A 22,720-nucleotide genomic window follows, 5' to 3' on the forward strand; every position below is an offset into this window, starting at 1 on the left:
GGGGGGGGCTGGGGGGGGGGGGGGGGGGGACGGGTCACTGGCTCTGACTGCCTTTCTTCGGGCCGGCCGGTCGGGTGGGCGACCGGCCGGCCGACGGGTGGGGACCTGGCGCTCAGCCCTTCGTCATCGCGACGGTGCGCAGGTCGAACAGGCCGAGGTTGGTCCACGGCAGCTGCTCGGCCCCGACGACCTTCGGGGAGGCGATGGTGGCGCTGGTGAGGTTGCAGAGCGGGATGAACCACGCCTCGGTGAACAGCCGCTGCCACAGCTGGTGGTACTGCGTGGCGCGCTCCCCCACGCTGGAGCGGGGGTCGGCGGCCCTGGCCGCGATCGGGGCGATGGCCCCGGGGTCGGTGGCGAGCCGGTAGTTGCCGGTGAAGTAGTTGTCCACCGTGCCCGCCGGGTCGAGGCGCGGGTTGAAGGTGTTGGACACCTCCAACTCGAAGTCGCCGGCGATGAAGCGCGCCTCGGTCTCGGAGTTCGGCGTCGGGTTGAGCGTCGCGTCGATGCCGGCCTGGGCCATGGCGGCCTGGATGGCGGTGGCGGGCTGCTCGGTGTTGGTGCCGGCGGAGAAGCTGATCGACACCTTGGCCCCGCCGGCCTCGGCGATCAGCGCCTTGGCCCTGGCCAGGTCGAACTCGTACGGGTAGGTCGCCGCCGGGTCCGCCCACGGGCTGTCCGGGTAGATGCTGCGGGTGGGCGTGCAGGTGTCGGCGAAGAGGGCGCGGATGGCGGCCGGGTCGACCGAGCGGGCGATGGCCTCCCGGACCCGCTTGTCCTTGAGGTCGCCCATGTCGGCGCGCAGCAGGATGCCGAGGACGTTGCGGAACGGGCGGGTGGTGACCTTGAGCTGGCCGGCCTCGCCGAGCTGGCGGGCCTGGACGACCTCGTTGGCCGAGGAGACGAAGCTGAGGTCGGTCTGACCGCTGATGACGCCGTTGAGTCGGGTGGCGCCCTCGGGGACGCGGGTGATCTCCATCCCGGCGAGGCGCCCGGCGTCCGGGTCCCAGTGGGTGCCTTCGGCGCGCTTGACGACGTACTTCTCGTTGGGCACGAACTCCGTGGCGACGTACGGGCCCGAGCCGGCGTTGCCGGGGGCGCGCTTGAGGTCGACGCCGTCGGCGATCGCCTTGGGCGAGACCATCATGCCAGCGGCGGTGGCCAGGGCCGAGGGGAGCACCGCGCCGGTGCCCGGCGTGAGGTTGAGGCGCACGGTGTGCGCGGCGACGACGGTGACGCCGGTGATGGCGGCGAGGTCTTGCTTGATGGTGCTCGTCGGCAGCGTCTTGCCGCGCTCGATGTTGACCTTGACGGCGGTCGCGTCGAAGGGCGTCCCGTCGTGGAAGGTGACGTCGTCGCGCAGGGCGAGCTCGAGGTAGGAGCCGTCCTTGGCGTAGGTCCACGAGGTCGCCAGGCCGGGGACGATCCCGTCCCTGGAGTCGACCATGGTGAGCCGGTCGTAGATCAGCGTGAGGTAGGGGTAACCGCCGGGAGCCGGCTGGGCCGGGTCGAGGTTCTGGAACGGGGACGAGGCCGTGACCCGCAGGACGGCGTCCGGGTCGATCTCCCCCGTGCCGGTGGCGCCGGGGTCGCTGGTCGGGGTGCCGGAGCAGGCTCCGAGGGCGAGGGTGGCGAGCAGGCTGACGGCGACGGCGAGGCGTCGGTGGTGCGGGATGCGGGACAAGGTGCTCCTTTCCTGACCTGCCGCTCCGCGCCGGGAGCGGCTCCGCGGCAGCCGGCGGGGTCCCGGGTGCCCGGGGCGCGGCCGGGTGCCGGCGGGTCGTTCGGCGGTGGCCGTACGGGCGCGGGGGTCACGGTGGGTGGTTGGATGGCGTCGGCGGCGTGATGCCCGCCTGGAGCTGCTCGGCCGTGGCGTCCCCGAGGCTGCCGGCATGCGACGCCCCCCGAAGCCAACCAAGCGCTCGATTGGGACGGTAGGGGCAGGCTGCGGGCGCGTCAATGGGCGGACGCCCGCCGCGACCCACCAAAGGACGCCACCGTGACCCACGAGGGACGACGCCCGGGGTGCAAGCGTTGCCAGCGCGCCACCGGGTCGCTAAAGTGCGATCAAGCAAGCGCTTGGTTGCCCTGATCGGCCGAAGGAGTCCGCCCGGTGGAAACCACCCTCGCCACGGCACAGCCCCGCGACACCGGCATCGACGCCGTCGCCTCAGCCACCCGCCGGCTCGTCGACGCGATCACCCGCGCGGGCGGGGCCATCGACGCCGACGCCGACCGGATCGTGGCCGACCTCGACGGGCTCACCGCCCGGATCGACGCCCACGCCCCGGAGCTTCCCGAGCGGATCGCGACGATGTGGCGCCAGCCCGGCCCGGGCCGTTTCGACCCCGCCGGCGGCACCGAGAACCCGCTGTCGCCGCCGGTGAGTCTCTGGGTCGAGCCGGACGGCTCGCTGCGCGGCGAGGTCACCCTGAGGCTGGCCTTCCAGGGACCACCCGGGCACGTGCACGGTGGCACCTCGGCCATGCTCATGGACCACGCCCTCGGCATCGCCAACGCCCGCGCCGGATACGCCGCGGTGACCGTCGGGCTCGACGTCTCCTTCCGCGCGGCCATCCCGATCGGCTCGACGATCACGATCCTGGCCCGGCACGAGGGGCGCGACGGGCGCAAGGTACGCAGCTCCGGCGAGCTGCGCGTCGGGGACCTGACGTGCGTCACGGCCACGGGCACCTTCGTGCTCATGGACGACCCGTCCACGCGGGACATGTTCCGGCGACTCCCGAGGGAGCAGGGATGAGCCCGACTCCCGACCCCACCAGCACCTCACCCGGTCCGCTCACCGGCCGCGGTGCGCTCGTCATCGGCGGGGGCGGCGGCTTCGGCCGCGCCATCGCCGCCGCGCTGGCCGCCGACGGGGCCGCCGTGACGATCATGGGACGCACCGGGGCGACGCTGCGGGCGGCGGCCACGACGATCGCCGCAGCCGTTCCCGGGGCGCTGCCGGTGCGGGTCAGCGTCGGCGACTCCGCCCTCGATCAGGACGTGGCCGCCGCGGTGCGCGCCGCCGACGAGACCCCGTTGGCGGCCGTCGTCACGACGGTCGGCGGCGGCACCTTCCGTCCCGTGCTCGCCCTCGACGCCGAGACCCTCGAGCACGACTTCCGGCGCAACGTCACGACGGCGCTGCACGCGATCCGGCACGGCGGACAGGCCCTGACCGCGCGCGGCGGGGGCGCGATCGTGTGCACCTCGTCGAGCGCCGGCGGGCACTCCTTCCCGTTCATGCCGTCGTACTCGGTGAGCAAGGCCGCGCTCGAGGCGCTCGTCCGGGTCGCCGCCGACGAGCTCGGCCACCTCGCGGTACGGGTCAACGTCGTACGCCCCGGCATCGTGGCCACCGACGGGAAGAACCCGGGCCTCCTGCTGGCCGACCCCGAGCTGGCCGCCGCGACCGTCGCCGAGAAGCCCCTGTCCCGGGTCGGACGCGCCGAGGACGTCGCCGCCGCGGTCCGCTTCCTGTGCGGTCCCGAGTCCTCCTGGATCACCGGCGCGTGCCTGCCGGTCGAGGGCGGGGCGCACCTGCGCCGCGCGCCCCGGCTGGAGAAGCTCGCCCGGATCGTCAGCGGCGACGAGGTCGTCGACGCCGCCCTGGCGGGCCGCATCCGATGACGGCGGCACAGGCGCCTGCCGGCCGGATGGAGCTGGTCACGACGCTGCCGCCGACGACGGCGCTGCGTGAGGTGCCCGCGGTCGTGGCGCGCATCGAACGGCTCGGCTTCGACACCGTGCACGTCCCCGAGACGACGCACGACTCCCTGGCGGTCGCCCTGCTCGCGGCCGAGCACACCAGCCGGATCACCGTACGCACCAGCATGACGCTGGCCTTCCCCCGCAGCCCGATGGTGACCGCGTACGCCGCGTGGGACCTCGCGCGGTTCTCCGAGGGTCGCTTCCAGCTCGGGCTGGCCACCCAGGTACGCGGCAACATCGTCGGCCGCTTCTCGGTGCCGTGGGACCGGCCGGCCGAGAACCTGCGCGACTACCTCGCCTCGATCCGGGCGATCTTCGCCGCGTTCACGGCGAACGGGCCACTGGAGCACGAGGGCAGCCACTACCGTTTCACCCGACTCCAGCCCTACTTCAACCCCGGCCCGCTGTCGACCGCGGCCCCGGCGCTCTACACCGGCGGGGTCAACCGGCGCGTCTGCGAGGTGGCCGGCGAGCTCGCCGACGGCTTCGTCACCCACGCGACGAACTCGCACCCGAGCCACCTGCGCACGGTCGTGCTCCCCGCGCTCCGCGCCGGGGCCGCGCGGGCCGGACGCGCCGGGATTCCGCGGGTCGTCGTCGTGTCCAAGTCGATCACCGGTCCGACGCCGGCCGCACTCGCCGCGAGCCGCGACTCCGCCCGCCAGGAGCTGGCGTTCCTCTTCTCCACGCCGGCCTACCGCACGACCCTGGACCGGCTCGGCCTGGGCCGGATCGGCGGACGGCTCGCCGGGATGGCCGCCTCCGGGCGCTGGGCGGGACTCGCCGACACCCTCGACGACGAGACCCTGGCCACGCTCATCCCGCACGGCACCTACGCCGAACTGCCGGGCGTGCTCGCGCGGGCCTACGGCGGGCTCGCCGACGGGCTCGGGCTCGGGCTGCCGCTCGACCCGGCGGACGACGAGGACTTCGGCGCGCTGCTCGAACGCCTCCGGGACATCCCGACGAGCACCACGGCCTGCGACCCGCCCGCGACCGACGGCCCCGACGACGAGGCCACCGGCGCGGCGCGCGGCGGCGCCGGAACGGAGGCCCTGTCATGACCGCACGCATCGGGCTGCTCACCCCGGTCGTCGTCCAGCACCCCCGCACCGCGGCCGCCTGGGAACGCGACGTCCTGGCCGGCCCCGACGTCGGCGGTACGCTGCTGGCCATCGCCCGCGCCGCCGACGACCTGGGCTACCACCACCTGACGTGCAGCGAGCACGTCGCGGTGCCCGCTCCGATCGCCGCCGAGCGGGGCGGGACGTACTTCGACCCCGTGGCCACGCTGTCGTTCCTCGCCTCGGCGACGCGCCGCGTCCGGCTCGCGACGAACGTCGTCGTCATCGGCTACCACCACCCGTTGGCCCTCGCCAAGACCTACGGCACCCTCGACCTGCTCAGCAACGGGCGCGTCATCCTCGGGGTCGGCGTCGGCAGCCTCCAGGAGGAGTTCGACCTGCTCGGCGCCGAGTTCGCCGGGCGCGGCGCGGTCGCGGACGAGGCGATCGCGGCCCTGCGCGCCGCCTGGGGCAGGGCCGTGCCGCACCACGAGGGGCCCCGGTTCACGTTCACCGACTTCGTCGTCGAACCACACGCGCCGCGCACCACGGTGCCGCTGTGGTTCGGTGGACGCACCCGCCGCTCGCTGCGCCGTGCCGTGGCGTACGGCACCGGGTGGGCGCCGTTCGGCCTCGGGCCGCAGGAGCTGACCCGCCTGTGGCACTCCGTGGAGCGCCCGGACGGCTTCGACCTCGTGCTGCAGGTCCCGCCGCTGGACCCGCTCGGTGACCCGGACGGCTCCCGCGAGCACCTGCGCACGGCCGATGCCGTCGGGGCGACCGCGGTCAACGCGAGCCTCGTGGCCACCTCGGCGGCCCATTACCTCGCGCAGATGGCCGCGCTGCGCGAACTCGCCCCGGAACGCTTCGAGACGACCGCGGCCACGACCTGACCGGCCACCGGCCCGCGAGAAGCCCGCTCGGAAGGAACCCACCATGACCGACTCGCAGCCCGACCGGCTCGCCCGACTCGAGGCGCGCCTGGAGCAGGCCGAACGGCGCCTCGCCGCCGCCGAGGACCGGCTCGCCCTGTGGCAGATCGTCGCCGGCTACGGCCCCGCCGTCGACAGCGGCTCAGCCGAGGCCACCGCCCGGATGTGGACCGAGGAGGGCGTGTACGACACGTACCCGGTCGTGCTCGACGGCCGGGACGCGCTGCGCGCCATGGTGACCGGTGAGCGGCACCAGGCCCTGATCCACTCCGGCGCCGCGCACCTCATGGGCCTGCCGCACATCGTCGTCGATGGCGACCGGGCCGTCGTGACGAACTACTCGCAGCTCGTGCTCCACGCTCCCGACGAGAACGGCTACCGGATCTGGCGCACCGGCTCCAACCGGTGGGAGTTCACCCGCACCGACGAGGGCTGGAAGGTGACCCACCGCTGGAACCGCCAGCTCGACGGCACCGACGAGGGCCGCGACATCCTCGCCCGCGCCGTCGACCCCGGGGCCTGAGCCCGTACGCGTCGGCCTCAGCGCCCCGGCCCGGCGCCCGCGCGTGGGGTCCGGCGCCCACGGTCAGGCCTCGTTGGGCATGTTCGACCAGCCCTTGCCGTCGACCCGCGCGTACCAGCCCGAGGCGGCCAGGGTCCCTCCGTCGACGGGAATGGTGTGCCCGGTGACGAAGCGGGCGTCGTCGCTGGCGAGGAACTCCACGACGGCGGCGTAGTCGTCGGGCTCGCCGAAGCGCCCGACGGGGATCCACGTGCGGATGAGCCCCGGGTCACGGCCGCGCAGCATCGCCGCCGCCGGCGTCTGGGGCGTGTCGGCGAGGTCGGGCGCGATCGCGTTGACCCGCACCCCGTGGCCGGCGACCTCGACGGAGAGGCTCCGGGTGAAGGCGCTGACCCCGGCGTTGTAGGCGGAGTACGGAGCGCACGCCGGGATGCCCCGGAAGGCCTCGACTGTCGAGTTGTTGACGATGGCGCCACGGCCCCGCTCGACCATGCCGGGCAGCAGCGCGTGGGTCATCGCGAGCACGTGCCACAGGTTGACCTCGTAGAGCGCCTGCCACTGCTGCGGGTTCGAGTGCAGGAAGGTCCTGGCGGCCGGACGGAAGTCGCCGACGTTGTTGACGAGCACGTCGACCCGCCCCGAGTCGAGGGCCGACGCGGCGGCGACCGCGGCGGCGACACCGTCGGCGGTGCGTACGTCGGCGAGGACGACCTCGACCTCGCCGCCGGCGCCACGGATGTCGGCGGCGGTGTCGACGGCGGCCTCCCCGTCGATGTCGACGAGGACGACGCGGGCACCCGCGGCGGCGAGACGGCGGGAGATGCCGCCGCCGATCCCACGGGCGCCGCCGGTGACGACCGCGATCTGGTCCGCGAGCCTGCGGGTGGCGCTCATCTGCCGGTCACTTCCTCGTCGGTCCTGATCGCGGAGACGCGATGGCGTTCGATCCAGTTGATGGTCACGGCGCGCCGCGTGAAGGCCCAGCCGTCGTCGGTGCGCGCGTACTCGTCGTCGTAGTGCAGGAACCAGACCAGGTCCGAGGGCCCTTCGCGACCGGGCAGCAGGTGGTGGGCCGTGCCGCGGACCCGGCCACGGGCCCCGGTCGGCGTCGGCAGGTAGCGGGCCCCGGCCACGACGTGGGTCGTCGCCAGCGTCCCGGCGAGTGCCCCGAGCGCGGCCACGACAGCGGGGCGACCGACGTGGGACACGTGGGGGTCGAGGTGAGCCGGCGGATCGGGGACGACGAGGACGCCGTCCGGGACGAAGAGCGCGCCGACCGCGGCGGCGTCACGGTCGTCGGCGGCCGCCGCATACGTCCCGGAGAGTACGCGCAACGCGGTGAGGTCGGCCGCGTCGAGGCTGGTCACGACCTGGGAGCGGTCGCCGCGCGCACGACCTCGACGAGCTCGGCGGCGGCACGCTCGCAGTCACCGCGGGTGTAGCCGAGCAGTGCGGTCTCGGCCGGATCCGGTTCGTAGGCGAGGACGGTCCCGCGGCCCTGGACGATCATCGAGTCGGGCATGAAGGGGTGCGGCTCGTCGCGCTCGGCGATGGTGCGGTTGCCCCCGGCCGCGTCGACGAGCAGCTGAAAGAACTGCGCGAACGTGAGGTTGGCGTCACCGACGAGGTACGCCGCACCCGCCGTGCCGCGGTCGAGCGCGCCGCCGATCGCCTCGGCCAGGGACCGGGCCGACAGGTAGTTCGTGCCGCCGGCCGGTGCGTGGTCGGGGATCTGCGGCTCGTTGCCGGCCGCCCAGGACACCATGCGGCGGTAGCGCTTGGCCGTGATGCCGGGGATGGCACCGATGATCGAGGGCGGGTTGAGGGTGCAGACCGTGAAGGAGGCGTCCGCCAGCGCCCGGGCCCCCTCGTCCGCGTCGCGGCGGGCGGCGACGTAGGCGTGGGAGTCGGCCAGGTCGGGTCGCAGGTGGTGGTAGTAGCTGCCGACCTGGACGAAGCGGGAGACACCCGCGCTCTTGGCGAGCGCGGCGAAGGCCGGCACTCCCGCGCTCTGGGTCTCCTTCCAGAACCGGGTCTCGTCCACGTCGCGGGGCAGGTGGCGCACGTCCTGGCCCGCGGCGAAGACGACCGCGTCGAAGGGCGCCAGGTCCGCGCGGGTGAAGGTCTGGCGGGTGTAGTCCCCGACCAGGACGGGCAGGCCGGCGACGGGCGAGTCCGCGTCGACCGCCCCCCGGGCGGCGACGGTGACGTCGTCCCCCCGGTCCCGCAGGTGGAGGGCGGCGTGGGCCCCGATCATGCCGGTACCACCGACGACGAGCACCTTCATCGTGAGGTCTCCTTGCGTAGTGAGGCGACTCTCCGGCGCGCGTCCGGGAGCCCGCATGGCAGCCGAGTTTACCAACCAAGCGATAGGTAGGTTAGTGGTGCGGGTGTGCGCGCTGACGCAACAGCTGTGCACTCGCCCGTAAGGACAGCCGTGTGCCGCGGCGAGCATGCTCGTTCCACAACGTCCGCAACAGACGGAGGAACCCATGCGAGATCTACGGAGAATCCGGGTCCTGGCGACAGCCGCCGCAGTCGTCGCGCTGCTCACCGCCGCCGCGTCCCCGGCGCGGGCGGACACCACGCTGGAGGTGAGACCGGGTCTCAGCCCGTTCTTCTCCGACGGCAAGAACGGCAGCGGACCCCGGGAGTACGTGACCCGCAACCTGAGCACGGAGGCCCGCAACCAGTACCTGCGCAGCTGCAGGTCGGGCTACTCCTGCTACGCCGTGGGAGAGGGCGACGGTCAGCACACCTTCTTCGAGCTCTACTACTGCGACAATCGGAATCTCACGAACTTCCTGGGCCGTGGCGCCGCCGTCAACCACCAGACGGACGAGGCGGTCGCGTACCTCCGCGACAGAGAAAGCGTGACGAGACAGGAGATCAACCCGGACAACATCCCGGTCTCCGTCGACTGGAACCCGATCTGGTACATCCACCCGTGCTGACCCGGCGAGCGGGCCCGCGCCGTCGTGATCCCGGGGGCGACGGCGCGGGCCCGCGGTCGTGCACGCACCTCTCCCCCGGGTGCGCCCACCGGCGGCCGGACGGCGACTACCCCGGCACCCCGAGCACGTGCGTGCTGCCGGTGCGCGCCGGCCACGGCAGCGCCGCGCGGTCGAGCTTGCCGTTGGCGGTGGCGGGGAAGCCGTCCACGAACACCACCGCGGCCGGCACCATGTAGTCCGGCAGCGCGGCGGCCACGTGCCGGCGCAGCTCCCGTACGGTCGGACGGCAGCCGGGGGCCGGCACGACGTAGACCACCAGGGCGCGCTCGCCGTCGCGGTCCGGCCGGGCCAGCGCCACCACGTCCTTCACGCCGGAGTGCCCGCGCAGGCGGTGCTCGACCTCGGCCAGCTCCACCCGGGCACCCCGGATCTTGACCTGCCCGTCGACCCGGCCGAGGAAGGTCAGCACCCCGTCGGGGCCGAAGCTCGCCCGGTCGCCGGTGCGGTAGAGCCGGCCGCGCGGGTCGGGCCCGAGCGTGTCCGGGACGAACCGCTGCCGGGTCAGCTCCGGCTGACGGTGGTAGCCGAAAGCGAGGACGTCGCCGCCGATGAGCAGGTCGCCCGGCACACCTACCGGGCACGGCCGCAGGTCCTCGTCGACCACCCAGTACTGCGCGTTGTCGATCGGCCGCCCGTACGGGATGCTCCGCCAGGCCGGGTCGACCGTGCCGACCTCGAACCAGTTCGACCAGACGGTCGCCTCGGTCGCGCCGCCGAGGCTGACGATCGTCGCCCCGGTGAAGACCGACCGCACCTCGTCCGGCAACGTCAACGGCGTGTAGTCGCCGCTGAGGTAGACCAGCCGCAGGTCGCCGGTTCCGGCGGCGCCCCCGTGCGCGCCGAGCAGCGGCGCGAGGTGGGCCAGCGTGGTCGGCGCCGAGTTCCAGTACGTCACCGGCTCCCGCAGCAGCACGTCGAGCAGCAGCTCCGGGTCGCACCGCTGCGCGTCGTCGGCGACGTAGACGCCCGCCCCGTACGCGGGCAGGCCGAGCAGGTCGAAGACGGACAGGTCGAAGCCGAGCGAGGTGACCGACAGGCCCAGGTCGTGCGGGCCGAAGCCGTGCGTGCGGCGGCACCAGGCGAAGAGGTTGTGCAGCGACCGGTGCGCCACGGCGACGCCGTTGGGGCGGCCGGTGCTGCCGGAGGTGAAGACCACGTAGGCGGTGGAGTCCGCGCCGGTGCCGGGCTCCGGGCTCCGCAGCTCGCGGTGGTCCGGGGCCGGGGCGTCGGCGGGCACCGTGCGCACCCCCGGCGGCGCCGGCCAGCCGTCCTCGCCCGCCGCGCCGACCAGCAGCCGCACACCGGCCTCGGCCAGCAGGGTGTGCGCGCGCTCCGCAGGGAGCGCCGGCTCGACCGGCACGTAGCAGCCGCCCGCCTTCAGCACCCCGTACACGGCGACCGCCAGCAGCGGGCCGCGCGGCACCCGGATGCCCACCGGCGTCTCGGGTCCGGCCCCCTGGTCGCGCAGCGCCCACGCCAGCCGGTTGGCGAGCCGGTCCAGCTCGCCGAAGCTGAGCGCACCGCCGGCCCAGCGCACCGCCACGGCGTGCGGACGGAGCCGGGCCTGCGCCTCGAACAGCCGGTGCACCGGGCCGTCCGCGGCGTACGCGCGGGCGGTGGCGTTCCACGCCCGCTGCTGCGCGGCCGGATCGGGCACGGCCGGGTCGGGTGCGGCCGGCCCGGGCACGGCCGGGTCGGTCGACGGGCGGCGCGGCGTGGTGGTCATCGGCTGCCGGCCAGCACGGCACTGATCACGTCGGTCAGGTGCACCAGGAGCGGCGGCTTCATGATTCCGATGTGGTCCCCCGGCACCCGGTGCAGCTCGATCCCGCCGTCGATCAGCTCCTCCCACCGTTCGAGGTAGTCGGCGAACGTCTGACCGGAGGACACCACGTGCTGGCCGTTGGCGAGCGCGTCGCTGGCGATCAGGTGCAGCCTGCCGGCGTAACGGGGGTTCGGGTACTCGATGAGCGCCTGCAACGACTCCCGCCAGACCCGGACCATCCGCGGCCAGGCGGCGCCGACGCCGCGCTCGGGCAGCGCCATGCCTTCCTTCTCGTCGATGTCGTTGGCCACCCGCTCGTAGAGGTCCATGATCTCGGCGCGCCGCTCGGGCGTGTCCGCCTCCGGCCCGCCCCGGTCGATCTGCAGCACCAGCTTCTCCAGCCGGCGCACGAAGCCCATCTGCTCGTAGAACTTCGGCCGGGTCTGCGCGTCCAGCACCGGGTCGAGGAGCATGAAGGTCACCTCCTCACCGGCGTCCAGCAGCAGGGTGGCGAGCTCCGCCGCGATCGTGCTGCCGCCGCACCAGCTGAACAGCCGGTACGGCCCGTGCGGCTGGGCGGCCCGCAGTTCGTCGAAGTGCCGGCGGGCCATCTCGGCGGCGGTCGGGATCGTGGCGTGGTCGCCGTGCGGCTTCGGCCACTCGAACGCGGCCAGCGGTAGCTCCGGGTCCAGGTACGGCAGGAAGCGCTGGAACCAGTGGGCGCTCCCCCCGCCGGGGTGGATGCAGAACAGCGGCGTGGCGCTGCCGCGCCGCAGCCACAGCAGCGCCCGGTTGCGGCTGCCGGGCGCGGCCGGCGCCTCGGGGCCGCCGACCGCGCCGTCGGTGATCGCGGCGGCCAGCCGCGCGACGGTCTGGTGCTCCAGGAAGGCCCGGAACGTCAGCTCCACGCCGTGCGACTCCCGCAACAGCGAGATGACCCGCATCATCGCCATCGAGTGCCCGCCGAGGTCGAAGAAGTCGTCGTCGATGCCGACCCGGTCCAGCCGCAGCACCTGCGCCCAAGCGTCGGCGACGGTCTGCTCCAGCGGCGTCCGGGGCGCCACCGGCGCGATCTGCGCGGCGGCGGGCCTCGGCTCGGCCGCGACCAGCGCGGCGCGGTCGACCTTGCCCGAGGCGGTGACCGGGAACTGCCCGACGACGTGGCAACGGGTCGGCACCATGTGCGCCGGCAGCCGGCGGCGTACGTGCTCGCGCAGCTCGGCCGGGGACGGGGCGGCGCCGCAGCTGCCGGCGGTGAGCCGGACGAACGCCACGAGCGTCGCCTCCTCGGTGCCCGCCGCGGCGACGGCGACGGCCGCGGCGGCGACGCTGGGGTGCGCCTCGAGCGCGTGCTCGACCTCGCCCAGCTCGATGCGGAAGCCGCGGACGCTGACCTGCTGGTCGCCGCGCCCGTGGAAGCGCAGCGAGCCGTCGGCGGCGCGGGAGACCACGTCGCCGGTGCGGTACATCCGGCTGCCGGGCGGTCCGAACGGGTCCGGGACGAACCGGTCGGCGGTCAGCGCCGGGCGGCCGAGGTAGCCGCGGGCCAGGCCCGCGCCGGCGACGTGCAGCTCGCCGCGCGCCCCGGCGGGCAGGGGCCGGCCGTCGACGTCCAGGACGTGGCACCGCACGTTTGCCAGCGGGGTGCCGATCGACGGCATCCGCTCCGGCGAGCCGGGGGCGACCGGCGCGTACGTGGCGGCGACGCATGCCTCGGTGGGGCCGTAGAGGTTGACGAACGCGGCGTGCCGCGCCCACCGGTCGGCCTGCCCGGCGGGGCACGCCTCGCCGCCGACCAGGGTGACCCGCAGCCGCGGGAAGTCCGCCGGGTCCAGTCGGCTCAGCATCGACGGCGGCAGGAAGAGGTGGGTCAGCGTGGCCGCCTCGGCGCGCAGGTCGCCCGGGTCACGGTCGGGCCCGGGCAGCACCAGCTCGGCGCCGGCGGTGAGCGCGGCGACCAGCTCCGACACGGACGCGTCGAAGCCCACCGGGAAGAACTGGAGCATCCGGTCGCCCGGCCGGACGTCGAAGACCTCCTGCTGGGCGTGCCGGAGGTTGAGCAGCGCCCGGTGCGGTACGGCGACCCCCTTGGGCCGCCCGGTCGAGCCGGACGTGTAGGTGACGTACGCCAGGTCGTCCGGCGCCACCGTCACCTCTGGCGCGGTGACCGGCATGTCGAGCTGGGCGGACTCGTCGGTCACGTCGACCGTCGGCACGCCCGCCGGACCGGCCTGGACGAGGCCGGCCGGCAGCCGCCCGGCGGCGAGCAGCACCGCGGCTGCCGTGTCGTCGAGCATGAACCGCAGCCGTTCGACCGGGTACGCCGGATCCAGCGGCAGGAACGCGCCGCCCGCCTTCAGCACGGCCAGTACGCAGACGGCGACGTCGGGCGTCCGCGGCAGGCAGATGCCGACGACCGTGCCCGGGCCGACGCCGAGCGCGCGCAGCCGGTGCGCCAGCCGGTTCGCGCGTAGCTCCAGCTCGGCGTAGTAGACCTTGACGACGCCCTGCCGCAGCGCGACGGCGGTGGGCGCGGACCGGGCCTGCCGCTCGATCAGCCGGTGCACCGGCTCATCGGTGGGGATCGCCCGGTCGGTGCGGTTCGGGTCGACGAGCACCCGCTCGCGGTCGGCCGGCGCCAGCGTCACGGTCCGCGGCGACGGCGACACAGCCGGGGTGGCGTCGGGGTCGCGGGCGGCACCGGGCCCGGCCGTGCTGGCGGCCATCGACGCCAGCACCTGCCGGTAGGTCCGGCCGACCAGCTCCAGGTACGGCCGGCCGATCCTGCTCGGCCGGCCGAGCAGGCGCAGGTGGCCGGGGAACGACACCGCGGAGAACGGCTGCTCGCTCGGGCTGAAGTCGGCCTCCAGGTCGATGCCGGAGTCCCAGTCGAGCATGTGGAAGTCCAGGTACGTGAAGCTGACGTCGACCAGCGCCGAGGCGTGCCGGCCGTCGCGCCGCATCGCGGCCATCGGGTAGCGCCGGTGCGGCCACATCCGGGCCTCCCGTGCGAAGACCGTCCGCACCAGCTCCGGCCAGCTCGCGGCGGTCAGGTCGGCGGGGAACGGCACCGTGTTCAGGTACATGCCGATCACCTCGTCGCCGCGCAGCCGCTCCGGCCGGCCGTTGCCGACCAGCCCGGTGAAGAAGCGCTGCCGCCCGGTGACCACGCCCCAGGCCGCGAGGTGGGCGGCGTGCAGCACGCTCTTCAGCGACGCCCCCGCGTCGGCCGCGAGCCGGCGCAGCGCCGGTTCCAGGTCGGCGTACTCGACGACGACCTGTTCCGGCGCGTCGTCGGCGCCGTCCGGCTCCTCGGCCCCGTCCGCCTGGCCGCCCCACTCGGCCGGGATCTCCAGCTTGTCGGCGGCCGTGATCGTGGCCGTCCAGAAGTCCCGGTCGGCCGCCGAGCGCAGCGACTCCTGCTCGGCGGCGACGAAGTCGGCGAACCGGACGGCCGGCAGCGGCACCGGCCGGGGCACGCCGCCCCGGCGCAGCGTCCGGTAGTACGCGAGCAGCTCGGCGATCACCGACGTGTGGCTCCAGCCGTCGAGGATCGCGTGGCACTCGACGTGGGTGAGCCACCACTCGCGGTCGCCGGTCTGGTGCACCGTGTAGCGCAGCAGCGGCGGCACGGCCAGGTCGAACGGCGCGGCACGCTGGGCGAGCAGGAAGTCGTCGAGGACCTGGCGCCGCGCGGCCGGCGGCAGGTCCCGCAGGTCGTCCAGGTCCACCGGCAGCTCGGCGCTGCGGTGCACCAGTTGCAGCGGCCGCGTGTAGCCGGCGAGCGCGAACGAGGTACGCAGGATCTCGTGCCGCCGCACCAGCAGTGCCGCGGCAGCGCGCAGGTCGGCCAGGTCGAACGGCGTCTCGTCCTCGATCCGGTAGCAGCTGACGTTCACGTAGACCGGCCGCTGCGCGGCCAGCATCTCGTACACCATTCCGGCCTGGATCTCGCCCATCGGGTACGCGTCGACCAGGCCCGGCGGCAGCAGCGCGCGGTCGGCCTCGGACAGCAGCGCGAACGGCGCCACGACCGGCTGCTCGGTCACCTCGGCCGGCTGCTCCGGCGCCCGGGTGCCGACCAGTTCGGCCAGCTCGGCCACCGTGGCGTGGCGGAACAGGTCGTGCACCGACACCGGCAGGCCGGCCGCCCGCAGCGCCCCGACGGCGCGGATGGCCCGGATCGAGTCGCCGCCGTGCGCGAAGAACGCGTCGTGCCGGCCCACCGCGTCGACGCCGAGCGCGTCGGCCACGGCGCGCGCGATCGTCCGCTCCACCGGGGTGCGTGGCGCTTCCGCCACCGGCGCGGTGTCGCTGGGCGGTGCGGGCAGCGCGCGATGATCGACCTTGCCGGCGGCGGTCAGCGGCAGCGCGTCGAGCACCACCCACCGCGCGGGCACCAGCTGGCGGGGCAACCGGGCCCGGGCGTACGCGGCGACGGCGTCCCGGTCGACCGCCGGCCCGACCTGCCCGGCGCCGGCCCCGGCGGCCGGGCCGACGAGGTACGCGACGAGCCGGTCGTCGTGCACGGTGACCACGGCGGCGGCGACGTCCGGGTGCGCGGTGAGCACCGCCTCGACCTCGCCCGGCTCGATCCGGTGGCCGTGCCGCTTCACCTGCCGGTCCAGCCGGCCCAGGTACTCGATCGTCCCGTCGGCGCGGTACCGGGCCAGGTCGCCGGTGCGGTAGAGCCGGTCCCCCGGCTGCGTGCCGAACGGGTCCGGCACGAACCGGTCGGCCGTCTGCGCGGGGCGGCCCAGGTAGCCGCGGGCGAGCTGGACGCCGGCCACCACCAGCTCGCCGGGCACGCCGACGGGCAGCAGCCGCAGGTCCGGGTCGACGACGTGGGCGCGGGTGTTGGCGACCGGCCGGCCGATCGTGACCGGTTCCCCGGGCAGGCACCGCGCCGTGGTCACGTCGATCGTCGCCTCGGTCGGGCCGTAGAGGTTGTGCAGCTCGCAGCCGATCCGCTCGGAGACGGCCGCCGCCAGCCCGTCCGGGAGCGGCTCGCCGCTGGCGAAGATCCGGCGTACCGAGGGCAGCCCGCCGATCGGCGTGTCGAGGAAGGCGCGCAGCATCGACGGTACGAAGTGCAGCGTGGTGACACCGTGCTCGGCGATCGCCGCCGCCAGGTACGCCGGGTCCCGGTGCCCGCCGGGGCGGGCGACGACGAGCGTCGCGCCGGTGATCAGCGGCCAGAACAGCTCCCAGACCGAGACGTCGAAGCCGTACGGCGTCTTGTGCAGCACCCGGTCGGTGGCGTCGAGCGGGTACTCGCGCTGCATCCAGGTGAGCCGGTTCACGAGCGCGCGGTGGGTGATCACGACGCCCTTGGGCCGGCCGGTCGAGCCGGAGGTGTGCAGCACGTACGCCGGGTGGTCCGGGTCGGGGTCGCCGGGCGGCGGCCCGTGCGGGGCGGTGGCGTCCGCGTCGGGCCGGAGCAGCCTGCGCGTGGCGGTGCCGATGGTGTCCCGGTCGGTCACCACGACCCGTACCGCGGCGTCGGTGAGCAACTGCTCCAGCCGCTGCGGCGGGCTCTCGGTGTCCAGCGGCAGGTAGGCGCCGCCGGCGGTGAGCACAGCCAGCAGCGCAATCACCAGGTCCGGGCCGCGCTCCAGGCACACCCCGACCACCGACTCGGGACCGACGCCGGCCGCGCGCAGCCGCAGCGCCAGCGCGGTGACGCGGGCGTCGAGTTCGGCGTACGACAGGCTCCGCTGCGCGGTCCGCACGGCCACCGCGTCCCCGGTGGCCGCCACCTGGGCCCGGAACAGCGCGGGCAGCGTGGTGGCCGGCACGTCGGTCGCGGTGTCGTTCCAGCCGGCCAGCAACTGCTCGCGCTCGGCCGGCGGGAGGATGTCGATGTCGGCCAGCGGGACGTCCGGGGCCGCCGCCACCCCGGCCAGCAGCCGACCGACGTGTGCCACGAAGCGCTCGATCGTGGCGCGGTCGAACAGGCTGGTGGCGTAGACCGCGGCACCGGCGAGCGAGCCGTCCGGGCCCGGGCCCACCGACAGGGTCAGGTCGAACTTGGCGTCGGCGAACGGGATCGGCACCGACAGGACGTCCAGTCCCGGCGCCTGGAAGCCGTCCGGCCCGGCCTCCTGCCAGACGAACATGGTCGAGAAGAGCGCCGTCCGGGCGGGGTCGCGGACCGGCGCCAGCTCCTCGACGAGCTGCTCGAACGGCAGCTCCTGGTGGGCGAAGGCGTCCAGCGACGTACGGCGGACCCGCTCGACCAGCTCGCCGAACGTCGGTTCGCCGGCCAGGTCGGCCCGCACCACGACGGTGTCCACGAAGAGCCCGATGAGGCCCTGCACGTCGTCGTGCCCACGGCCGGCGACCGGGGTGCCGACCGTGACGTCGGTCCGGCCGCTCCACCGCCCGAGCACGACCGCGTACGCCGCCAGCAGGACCATGAACGGCGTGGCCCGGTGGCGGCGGGCCAGCTCACCGAGGGCCGTCGCCACCTCGGCGGGCACGGTGAACGGCACGACGTCGCCGGCGGAGTCCCGTACCGCCGGCCGGGGCCGGTCGGCCGGCAGGTCCACCGGCGTGGCGCCGGCGAGCTGGCGGCGCCAGTACGGCAGCTGGGTCTCGCGCAGCTCGGCGGTCCGCTGCCGCTGCCAGGCGGCCACGTCGGCGTACTGGGCGGGCAGCGGGGGGAGGTCCGCCGGGCGACCGTCGAGCGCGGCGGCGTAGCGGTGGCGCAGCTCGTCGAGCAGCAGACCCTCCGACCAGAGGTCCATGGCGATGTGGTGGGTGGTGAGCAGCAGCAGATGCTGCTCGGGTTCCCGCCGCACGAGCAGGGCACGGAGGATGGGCCCGGCGGCCAGGTCGATCGGTTCGCGGTCGACGGAGACGAGCCGGTTCAGCAACCCACACTGGGTGTCGCCGTCCAGGTGGGTGAGGTCGCGGATCGGCAGCGGGACCGGGGCGGGCGGATCGATCAGCTGCACCGGCTCGCCGTCGGGGCCGACCGGGTAGCGGGTGCGCAGCACCTCGTGCCGGGCCACCAGCCCGTCCAGCGCGACCCGCAGCGCGTCGACGTCCAGCCGGCTACCCGGCCGGTCGGTCATGTGCAGCGCGATCTGCACCAGGTACTCGACGCCGCCGGGGCGCAGCCGGTCGAGGATCCACAGCCGACGCTGGGCGTACGACAGGGGTGGCGGGTCCGCCCGCGACGCCAGGGGGATGCCCGGCTCGGGGAGCGGCTCGAGGCCGAGCAGCCGGCGCTCCAGCAGCTTCTCGTGCGGGGTGGGCGACTCCAGCATCTCGGTCATCGGGTTCCTTCCCGGGCGGCTCGGGACAGCAGGTCCTGCACCTGGCTGTCGGAGAGTCGGCTGACGTCGGCGCGGACCGCGGCGGTGACCACGGCCGCGAGTCCGGCCACGGAGGTGGCCTCGAACAGGACCTGCAGAGGGAGATCGACGGCGAACGTCTGCCGCAGCGCGGTACGCACCCGGGCGACCAGCAGCGAGTGGCCGCCGAGGTCGAAGAAGTCGTCGTCGGCGGCGATGTCGTCGATGCCGAGCACCCGCGACCAGATCCCGGCGACGACCTGCTCGACCGGGCCGGCCGGCGCCGCCGGGTCGGGTGCCGGCGGAACTGCCGCAGACGCCGGCACGGCCGGCGCGCCGGGCGCCGGGGCCGGCCGGACCGCCGGGGCCTGCGGTTCGCGGGTCGACCGCTCCAGCAGCGCCACGTAGTCCTCGGCGAGCCGGAGCATCGTCGTCCGGTCGAACAGGCCGCCGGCGTACTCGAGAACGCACCGCAGGTCTCCGGCCGCGGTGCGGCAGACCGTGAACACCAGGTCGAACTTGGCGTCGGTGGCGTTCATGGGCAGCGGCCACACCGTGGCGCCGCCGATCGTGCCGGGCGTCTCCGCCGTGTGCAGGACCTGGAACATGATCTCGAACAGCGGGTTGCGGGCGGGGTCGCGACGGGGCCGGACCGCCGCCACGACGTCCTCGAACGGCACGTCGTTGTGCACGAGCGCGGCCAGCACCGTCGTGCGCACCCGGTCCAGCACCTCGGCGAACGACGGTTCGCCCGCCAGGTCGGTCCGCAGCACCAGGGTGTTGACGAAGAAGCCGATCAGGTCCTCGGTCTCCGGCACGTCCCGCCCTGCGGCGGGCATCCCGACGGCGATGTCGGTGCGGCCGGTCCGGTGCGCCAGCAGCACCTGGAAGGCCGCCAGCAGCGTCATGAACGCGGTCGTGCCGTGTCGCTCGCCGGCGGCGGCGACCAGCCGGGCGACGTGCCGCGGCACGTCCACGGCGAGCATGTCGCCGCTGGGGTCGCGGCGGCTGCCGCGCGGGCGGTCGGTGGGCAGCAGGACCGGTTCGAGCCCGGCGAGCTGGTCCCGCCAGTAGCCGATGCCGGCCGCGCCGGCGGCCTCGCGCCGGGCCCGCTGCCAGGCCGCGACGTCGGCGTACTGCACCGCCGGCGGCGCCGGCACGGGCCGGCCGGCCGCCAACGCGCGGTACGCGTGGTCCAGGTCGCGCAGCAGCACGTCGCACGACCAGGCGTCGGCGGCGATGTGGTGCAGGGTGAGGCCGACCAGGTGCTCCGTCGGCGCGAGCCGTACCACCATGACCCGCAGCGGGTGCTCCCGGCGCAGGTCGAACGGCCGGCCCGCCGCCGTGTCGAGCAGCGCCGCCGCCCGGGTCGTGGCGTCCGCTCCCCCGGTCAGGTCCACGACCGTCACGTCGGCCGGGCCGGGCGGGTCGACGACCTGCACCGGCTCGCCGTCGCTGTCCCGGTACCGGGTACGCAGCACCTCGTGCCGGCCGACGACCGCGGTCACGGCGCGGGCGAACACCGCGGGATCCCACGGCCCGCGCAGGCGCATCCGCAGCCAGACGAGGTATTCGGTGCCGTCGCCGTGCAGCCCGTCGAGGAACCACAGCCGCTCCTGCCCGGGCGACAGCCGCAGCGCGCCGGTGCGCGGCACCGGCCGGATCCGGGTGCCGCTCGGCGGCGGGGCGTTCGTCTGGTCGGGCATCCGGCTCGGCATCGGCGGTCTCCCCTTCACCGGCGGTCGGCGTCGGATCGAGACTGGTGGAGGCGAGCGGGCCGGAGCCAGAGAAGGACCGGCAGAGGCGTTGCCGGTCCTTCTCTGTCCGGGCACGAGCCGCGATCGGCAGAGTGGCATCGAGTCGGCGCACGGGACACCGGACGCAGGAGCGGGTCCGGACGCCCGGGACGGGACACCGACGACGGCCCCTGCTACCGAAAGGCGCGGCGACATGCCCGGAACGATCGCGGTACGGACGATGGCGTCGTTCCTGCCGCAACGGTCGGTCGCGGTGGCGGAGCTGCCGGAGCTGGCGTACCTGGGGCCGGCCGAGCGGGAACTCTGCGCCGGCCTCGGCATCGACCGGGTGCGTACCGACCTGGAGCTGGACGCGTTCGACCTGGCCGCGGGAGCGGCCACCCGGGCGCTGGGCGCCGCCGGGCTGGACCCGGCACGCATCGGGGCGCTGGTCGTGGTGGAGTCCCGCGCGCCGGCCACCCTGATGAGCTCCGCCGAGACCCGGCTACAGGCGTACCTCGGTGCCGACCGGGCCCTGACCTTCGCCGTCGGCGGGCTGGGCTGCGTGTCGACCACGCCGGCGCTGCTGGTGGCGCGCGGCCTGCTGGCCGCCGACCCGGACCTGACCGACGTCCTCGTCGTGCACGGCAGTACGCCGGCCACGCCCCGGCGCTACCGGCACCCCGTCACCGTCAGCGGCGACGGGGGCATGGCCGTGGTCGTCTCGCGGGACGGGCCGCTGCGGGTGCGCGACGTGCTCCAGGAGACCGACGGCCGCTACTGGGACCTGTTCCGGGTGGACTACCGGGACCGCCCGTCGGCCCGCTGGACCGAGCAGTGCCGCGACCCCCGGGAGTACTCCTTCCAGCTGGCGCTGGAGAGCCGCAACCGGCTGCGCGCGATGTACCGGAGCCTGCTCGACCGCAACGGGCTGACGCCTACGGACGTCGCCCGGCACGTGAGCCACAACCTGTCGGCGGGCGCGTTCCGGTTCGTCGAGGAGACGCTCGGGGTGACGGTCGCCCCGACCTGCCGCGACAACCTGCGCGACCTGGGCCACCTCGGCGCGAACGACGTCCTGCTCAACCTGGCGACCGAGATCGGCACCGGGCGGCTGCGGGGCGGCGAGCGGGCCGTACTGATCAGCTCCAGCCCTGTGGCCGCCTGGAGCATGGTGCTGGTCGAGTTCGACGGCGATCCCGTTGCGGCCGTCGCGGGAGACTGAGATGGGAGTGGGGATGGGAGCACCGGACCGGCCCGCGGTGGCGCGGGAGCTGCACGACTTCATCGCCCCGGCGGTGTCCGGACCGATCGGCCCGGACGAGGACTACTTCGCGCTCGGCCTGCTCAACTCGCTGTTCGCGATCGAGCTGGTGGTGTTCGTGGAGCGGCGCTTCGACATCGAGGTCGAGGTGGCCGACCTCGACCTCGACCACTTCCGCACGATCTCCCGGCTGACCGACTTCGTGCTGGCCAAGACCGCCGGCCGCACCGGGATCCCGGCGTGACCGCCGCGGTCGCGCCGCCGGCCCTCGACGGTCTCGGCGACGACCTCGCCGCGGCGGCGCGCGACGAGGCGGCCCGCTGGGACCGGGACGGCGCGCTGCCCACCGGGGTACGCCGCGCCGCGGCGGTCGCCGGGCTGCTCACCGCTGACCTGCCGGTCGGGCACGGCGGCCTCGGCGCCACACCGGCGCAGGTCGGTGAGCTGTGCGCCCGGCTCGGCGGCGTGTGCGGCGCGCTGCGCGCGCTGGTCACCGTGCAGGCCATGGTCGCCGCGGCCGTCCTGCGCTGGGGCACCGCCGGGCAGCGGGCGCGCTGGCTGCCCGCGTTCGCCCGCGGTGAGCTGCTCGCCGGCTTCGCCGCCACCGAGGCCGGCGCGGGCAGCGACCTGACCGCCGTCGACACCCGCATCCGGGCCGTCGGCGGTGGCCGGCAGCCGACCCTGGAGCTGACCGGGGCCAAGCGTTGGGTGACCTTCGGCCAGGTCGCCGACGTGCTACTGGTGCTCGGGGTGCTGGACGGCCGGCACACCGCCGTGCTCGTCGAGACCGACCGGGCCGGCGTGACGCGGCAGCCGGTCGAGGGCCAGCTCGGCCTGCGGGCCGCCCAGCTGGCCCACGTCCAGCTCGACGGCGTACGGGTCCCGGCGGCGAACCGCGTCGCACCGCCCGGGTTCGGCCTGTCGCACGTCGCTGCCACCGCACTCGACCACGGCCGGTTCACGGTCGGCTGGGGCTGCGTGGGCATGGCCGAGGCGTGCCTGCGGGACATGACCGACCACGTGCTCACCCGCCGGCAGGGCGGCACCCTGCTCGCCGAGCACCAGACCGTACGGGGGCTGCTCGGCCGGGCCGCGGTGGACACCGCCGCCGCGCGGGAACTCGCCGCCCGGGCCGCCCGGTGGCGGGCCGCCGGTGCTCCCGACGCGATCGCCGGCACGGTCGCGGCGAAGTACGCGGCGGCGCGCACCGCCGCCCTGGTCGCCGGCACGGCCGTGCAGGTCCTCGGTGCGGCCGGCTGCGCCCCGGACAGCCGGGCCGGCCGGTTCTACCGGGACGCCAAGGTCATGGAGATCATCGAGGGCTCCGTCCAGGTGGCCGAGCTGCACATCGCCGACCACCTGCTGCGACGCGCCCGTGCGGCGGGGCCGGGAGGGCGGCCGTGACCA

At 75.1% G+C, this 22,720-nt stretch carries 16 protein-coding genes; 9 read left to right on the plus strand and 7 right to left on the minus strand.

What is annotated here, in order from left to right:
* Positions 1-112: 112 nt before the first annotated feature.
* Positions 113-1,684 (minus strand): ABC transporter substrate-binding protein, encoded by a 1,572-nt coding sequence (locus RM555_RS15980; RefSeq protein WP_311412482.1) that lies wholly within the window; start codon positions 1,682-1,684, stop codon positions 113-115.
* Positions 1,685-2,113: 429 nt separating this feature from the next.
* On the opposite strand from RM555_RS15980, the gene RM555_RS15985 reads away from it, so the two are divergent.
* Genes RM555_RS15985 through RM555_RS16005 form a run of 5 tightly spaced genes read left to right on the plus strand, consistent with a single transcriptional unit; the run spans position 2,114 to position 6,233 of the window.
* The gene (locus tag RM555_RS15985; RefSeq protein ID WP_311412483.1) at positions 2,114-2,761 is read left to right on the plus strand and encodes a PaaI family thioesterase; all 648 of its coding nucleotides are present in this window, start codon (positions 2,114-2,116) and stop codon (positions 2,759-2,761) included.
* On the plus strand, positions 2,758-3,633 hold the full coding sequence (locus RM555_RS15990) for an SDR family NAD(P)-dependent oxidoreductase (protein ID WP_311412484.1): 876 nt from the start codon (positions 2,758-2,760) through the stop codon (positions 3,631-3,633). The genes RM555_RS15985 and RM555_RS15990 overlap by 4 nt, the downstream gene beginning before the upstream one ends.
* Entirely contained in the window at positions 3,630-4,778 is a 1,149-nt protein-coding gene (locus RM555_RS15995; RefSeq protein ID WP_311412485.1) for a TIGR03617 family F420-dependent LLM class oxidoreductase, read from the plus strand. Before RM555_RS15990 ends, RM555_RS15995 begins: the two co-directional genes overlap by 4 nt.
* The gene (locus RM555_RS16000; protein WP_311412486.1) at positions 4,775-5,671 is read left to right on the plus strand and encodes a TIGR03619 family F420-dependent LLM class oxidoreductase; all 897 of its coding nucleotides are present in this window, start codon (positions 4,775-4,777) and stop codon (positions 5,669-5,671) included. The genes RM555_RS15995 and RM555_RS16000 overlap by 4 nt, the downstream gene beginning before the upstream one ends.
* Before the next feature lie 43 nt (positions 5,672-5,714).
* Entirely contained in the window at positions 5,715-6,233 is a 519-nt protein-coding gene (locus RM555_RS16005; RefSeq protein WP_311412487.1) for a nuclear transport factor 2 family protein, read from the plus strand.
* A gap of 63 nt (positions 6,234-6,296) precedes the next feature.
* Here RM555_RS16005 and RM555_RS16010 read toward each other — a convergent pair whose 3' ends face one another.
* The 3 genes from RM555_RS16010 to RM555_RS16020 are packed head-to-tail and all read right to left on the minus strand — an operon-like array spanning position 6,297 to position 8,520.
* A complete protein-coding gene (locus tag RM555_RS16010) occupies positions 6,297-7,127 on the minus strand; it encodes an SDR family NAD(P)-dependent oxidoreductase (RefSeq protein ID WP_311412488.1) in 831 nt (276 codons plus the stop codon).
* Complete coding sequence (locus tag RM555_RS16015) at positions 7,124-7,600, minus strand: nuclear transport factor 2 family protein (protein ID WP_311412489.1); 477 nt, start codon at positions 7,598-7,600, stop codon at positions 7,124-7,126. Before RM555_RS16015 ends, RM555_RS16010 begins: the two co-directional genes overlap by 4 nt.
* Entirely contained in the window at positions 7,597-8,520 is a 924-nt protein-coding gene (locus RM555_RS16020) for an NAD-dependent epimerase/dehydratase family protein (protein ID WP_311412490.1), read from the minus strand. Before RM555_RS16020 ends, RM555_RS16015 begins: the two co-directional genes overlap by 4 nt.
* 205 nt (positions 8,521-8,725) lie before the next feature.
* On the opposite strand from RM555_RS16020, the gene RM555_RS16025 reads away from it, so the two are divergent.
* Complete coding sequence (locus RM555_RS16025) at positions 8,726-9,187, plus strand: hypothetical protein (RefSeq protein WP_311412491.1); 462 nt, start codon at positions 8,726-8,728, stop codon at positions 9,185-9,187.
* 106 nt (positions 9,188-9,293) lie between these two features.
* Here RM555_RS16025 and RM555_RS16030 read toward each other — a convergent pair whose 3' ends face one another.
* Genes RM555_RS16030 through RM555_RS16040 form a run of 3 tightly spaced genes read right to left on the minus strand, consistent with a single transcriptional unit; the run spans position 9,294 to position 20,031 of the window.
* Positions 9,294-10,973 (minus strand): amino acid adenylation domain-containing protein, encoded by a 1,680-nt coding sequence (locus RM555_RS16030; RefSeq protein ID WP_311412492.1) that lies wholly within the window; start codon positions 10,971-10,973, stop codon positions 9,294-9,296.
* Positions 10,970-18,295, minus strand: a complete 7,326-nt coding sequence (locus tag RM555_RS16035; protein ID WP_311412493.1) for a non-ribosomal peptide synthetase — start codon at positions 18,293-18,295, stop codon at positions 10,970-10,972. Before RM555_RS16035 ends, RM555_RS16030 begins: the two co-directional genes overlap by 4 nt.
* The gene (locus RM555_RS16040; RefSeq protein WP_311412494.1) at positions 18,292-20,031 is read right to left on the minus strand and encodes a condensation domain-containing protein; all 1,740 of its coding nucleotides are present in this window, start codon (positions 20,029-20,031) and stop codon (positions 18,292-18,294) included. The genes RM555_RS16035 and RM555_RS16040 overlap by 4 nt, the downstream gene beginning before the upstream one ends.
* 232 nt (positions 20,032-20,263) lie before the next feature.
* On the opposite strand from RM555_RS16040, the gene RM555_RS16045 reads away from it, so the two are divergent.
* From RM555_RS16045 to RM555_RS16055, 3 genes are read left to right on the plus strand one after another with little or no spacing between them, the layout of a single operon-like run.
* Positions 20,264-21,274: a ketoacyl-ACP synthase III family protein gene (locus tag RM555_RS16045; protein ID WP_311412495.1), complete on the plus strand. Its 1,011-nt coding sequence runs from the start codon at positions 20,264-20,266 to the stop codon at positions 21,272-21,274.
* A gap of 13 nt (positions 21,275-21,287) precedes the next feature.
* Positions 21,288-21,557 (plus strand): acyl carrier protein, encoded by a 270-nt coding sequence (locus RM555_RS16050; RefSeq protein ID WP_311412496.1) that lies wholly within the window; start codon positions 21,288-21,290, stop codon positions 21,555-21,557.
* Positions 21,554-22,717, plus strand: coding sequence for an acyl-CoA dehydrogenase family protein (locus RM555_RS16055; RefSeq protein ID WP_311412497.1), 1,164 nt, complete (start codon positions 21,554-21,556; stop codon positions 22,715-22,717). The genes RM555_RS16050 and RM555_RS16055 overlap by 4 nt, the downstream gene beginning before the upstream one ends.
* Positions 22,718-22,720 lie beyond the last annotated feature (3 nt).

Origin of the sequence: Micromonospora reichwaldensis (assembly GCF_031845925.1) — a bacterium.
In the GTDB taxonomy this organism is placed as follows: Bacteria; Actinomycetota; Actinomycetes; order Mycobacteriales; family Micromonosporaceae; genus Micromonospora; species Micromonospora reichwaldensis.

Coding starts and splice junctions, on each gene's coding strand:
- RM555_RS16010 (WP_311412488.1), bottom strand. CDS start 7,127: ATGAGCGCCACCCGCAGGCTCGCGGACCAGATCGCGGTCGTCACCGGC.
- RM555_RS15995 (WP_311412485.1), top strand. CDS start 3,630: ATGACGGCGGCACAGGCGCCTGCCGGCCGGATGGAGCTGGTCACGACG.
- RM555_RS16005 (WP_311412487.1), top strand. CDS start 5,715: ATGACCGACTCGCAGCCCGACCGGCTCGCCCGACTCGAGGCGCGCCTG.
- RM555_RS16050 (WP_311412496.1), top strand. CDS start 21,288: ATGGGAGCACCGGACCGGCCCGCGGTGGCGCGGGAGCTGCACGACTTC.
- RM555_RS16040 (WP_311412494.1), bottom strand. CDS start 20,031: ATGCCGAGCCGGATGCCCGACCAGACGAACGCCCCGCCGCCGAGCGGC.
- RM555_RS16030 (WP_311412492.1), bottom strand. CDS start 10,973: ATGACCACCACGCCGCGCCGCCCGTCGACCGACCCGGCCGTGCCCGGG.
- RM555_RS16000 (WP_311412486.1), top strand. CDS start 4,775: ATGACCGCACGCATCGGGCTGCTCACCCCGGTCGTCGTCCAGCACCCC.
- RM555_RS15990 (WP_311412484.1), top strand. CDS start 2,758: ATGAGCCCGACTCCCGACCCCACCAGCACCTCACCCGGTCCGCTCACC.
- RM555_RS16045 (WP_311412495.1), top strand. CDS start 20,264: ATGCCCGGAACGATCGCGGTACGGACGATGGCGTCGTTCCTGCCGCAA.
- RM555_RS16025 (WP_311412491.1), top strand. CDS start 8,726: ATGCGAGATCTACGGAGAATCCGGGTCCTGGCGACAGCCGCCGCAGTC.
- RM555_RS16020 (WP_311412490.1), bottom strand. CDS start 8,520: ATGAAGGTGCTCGTCGTCGGTGGTACCGGCATGATCGGGGCCCACGCC.
- RM555_RS16035 (WP_311412493.1), bottom strand. CDS start 18,295: ATGACCGAGATGCTGGAGTCGCCCACCCCGCACGAGAAGCTGCTGGAG.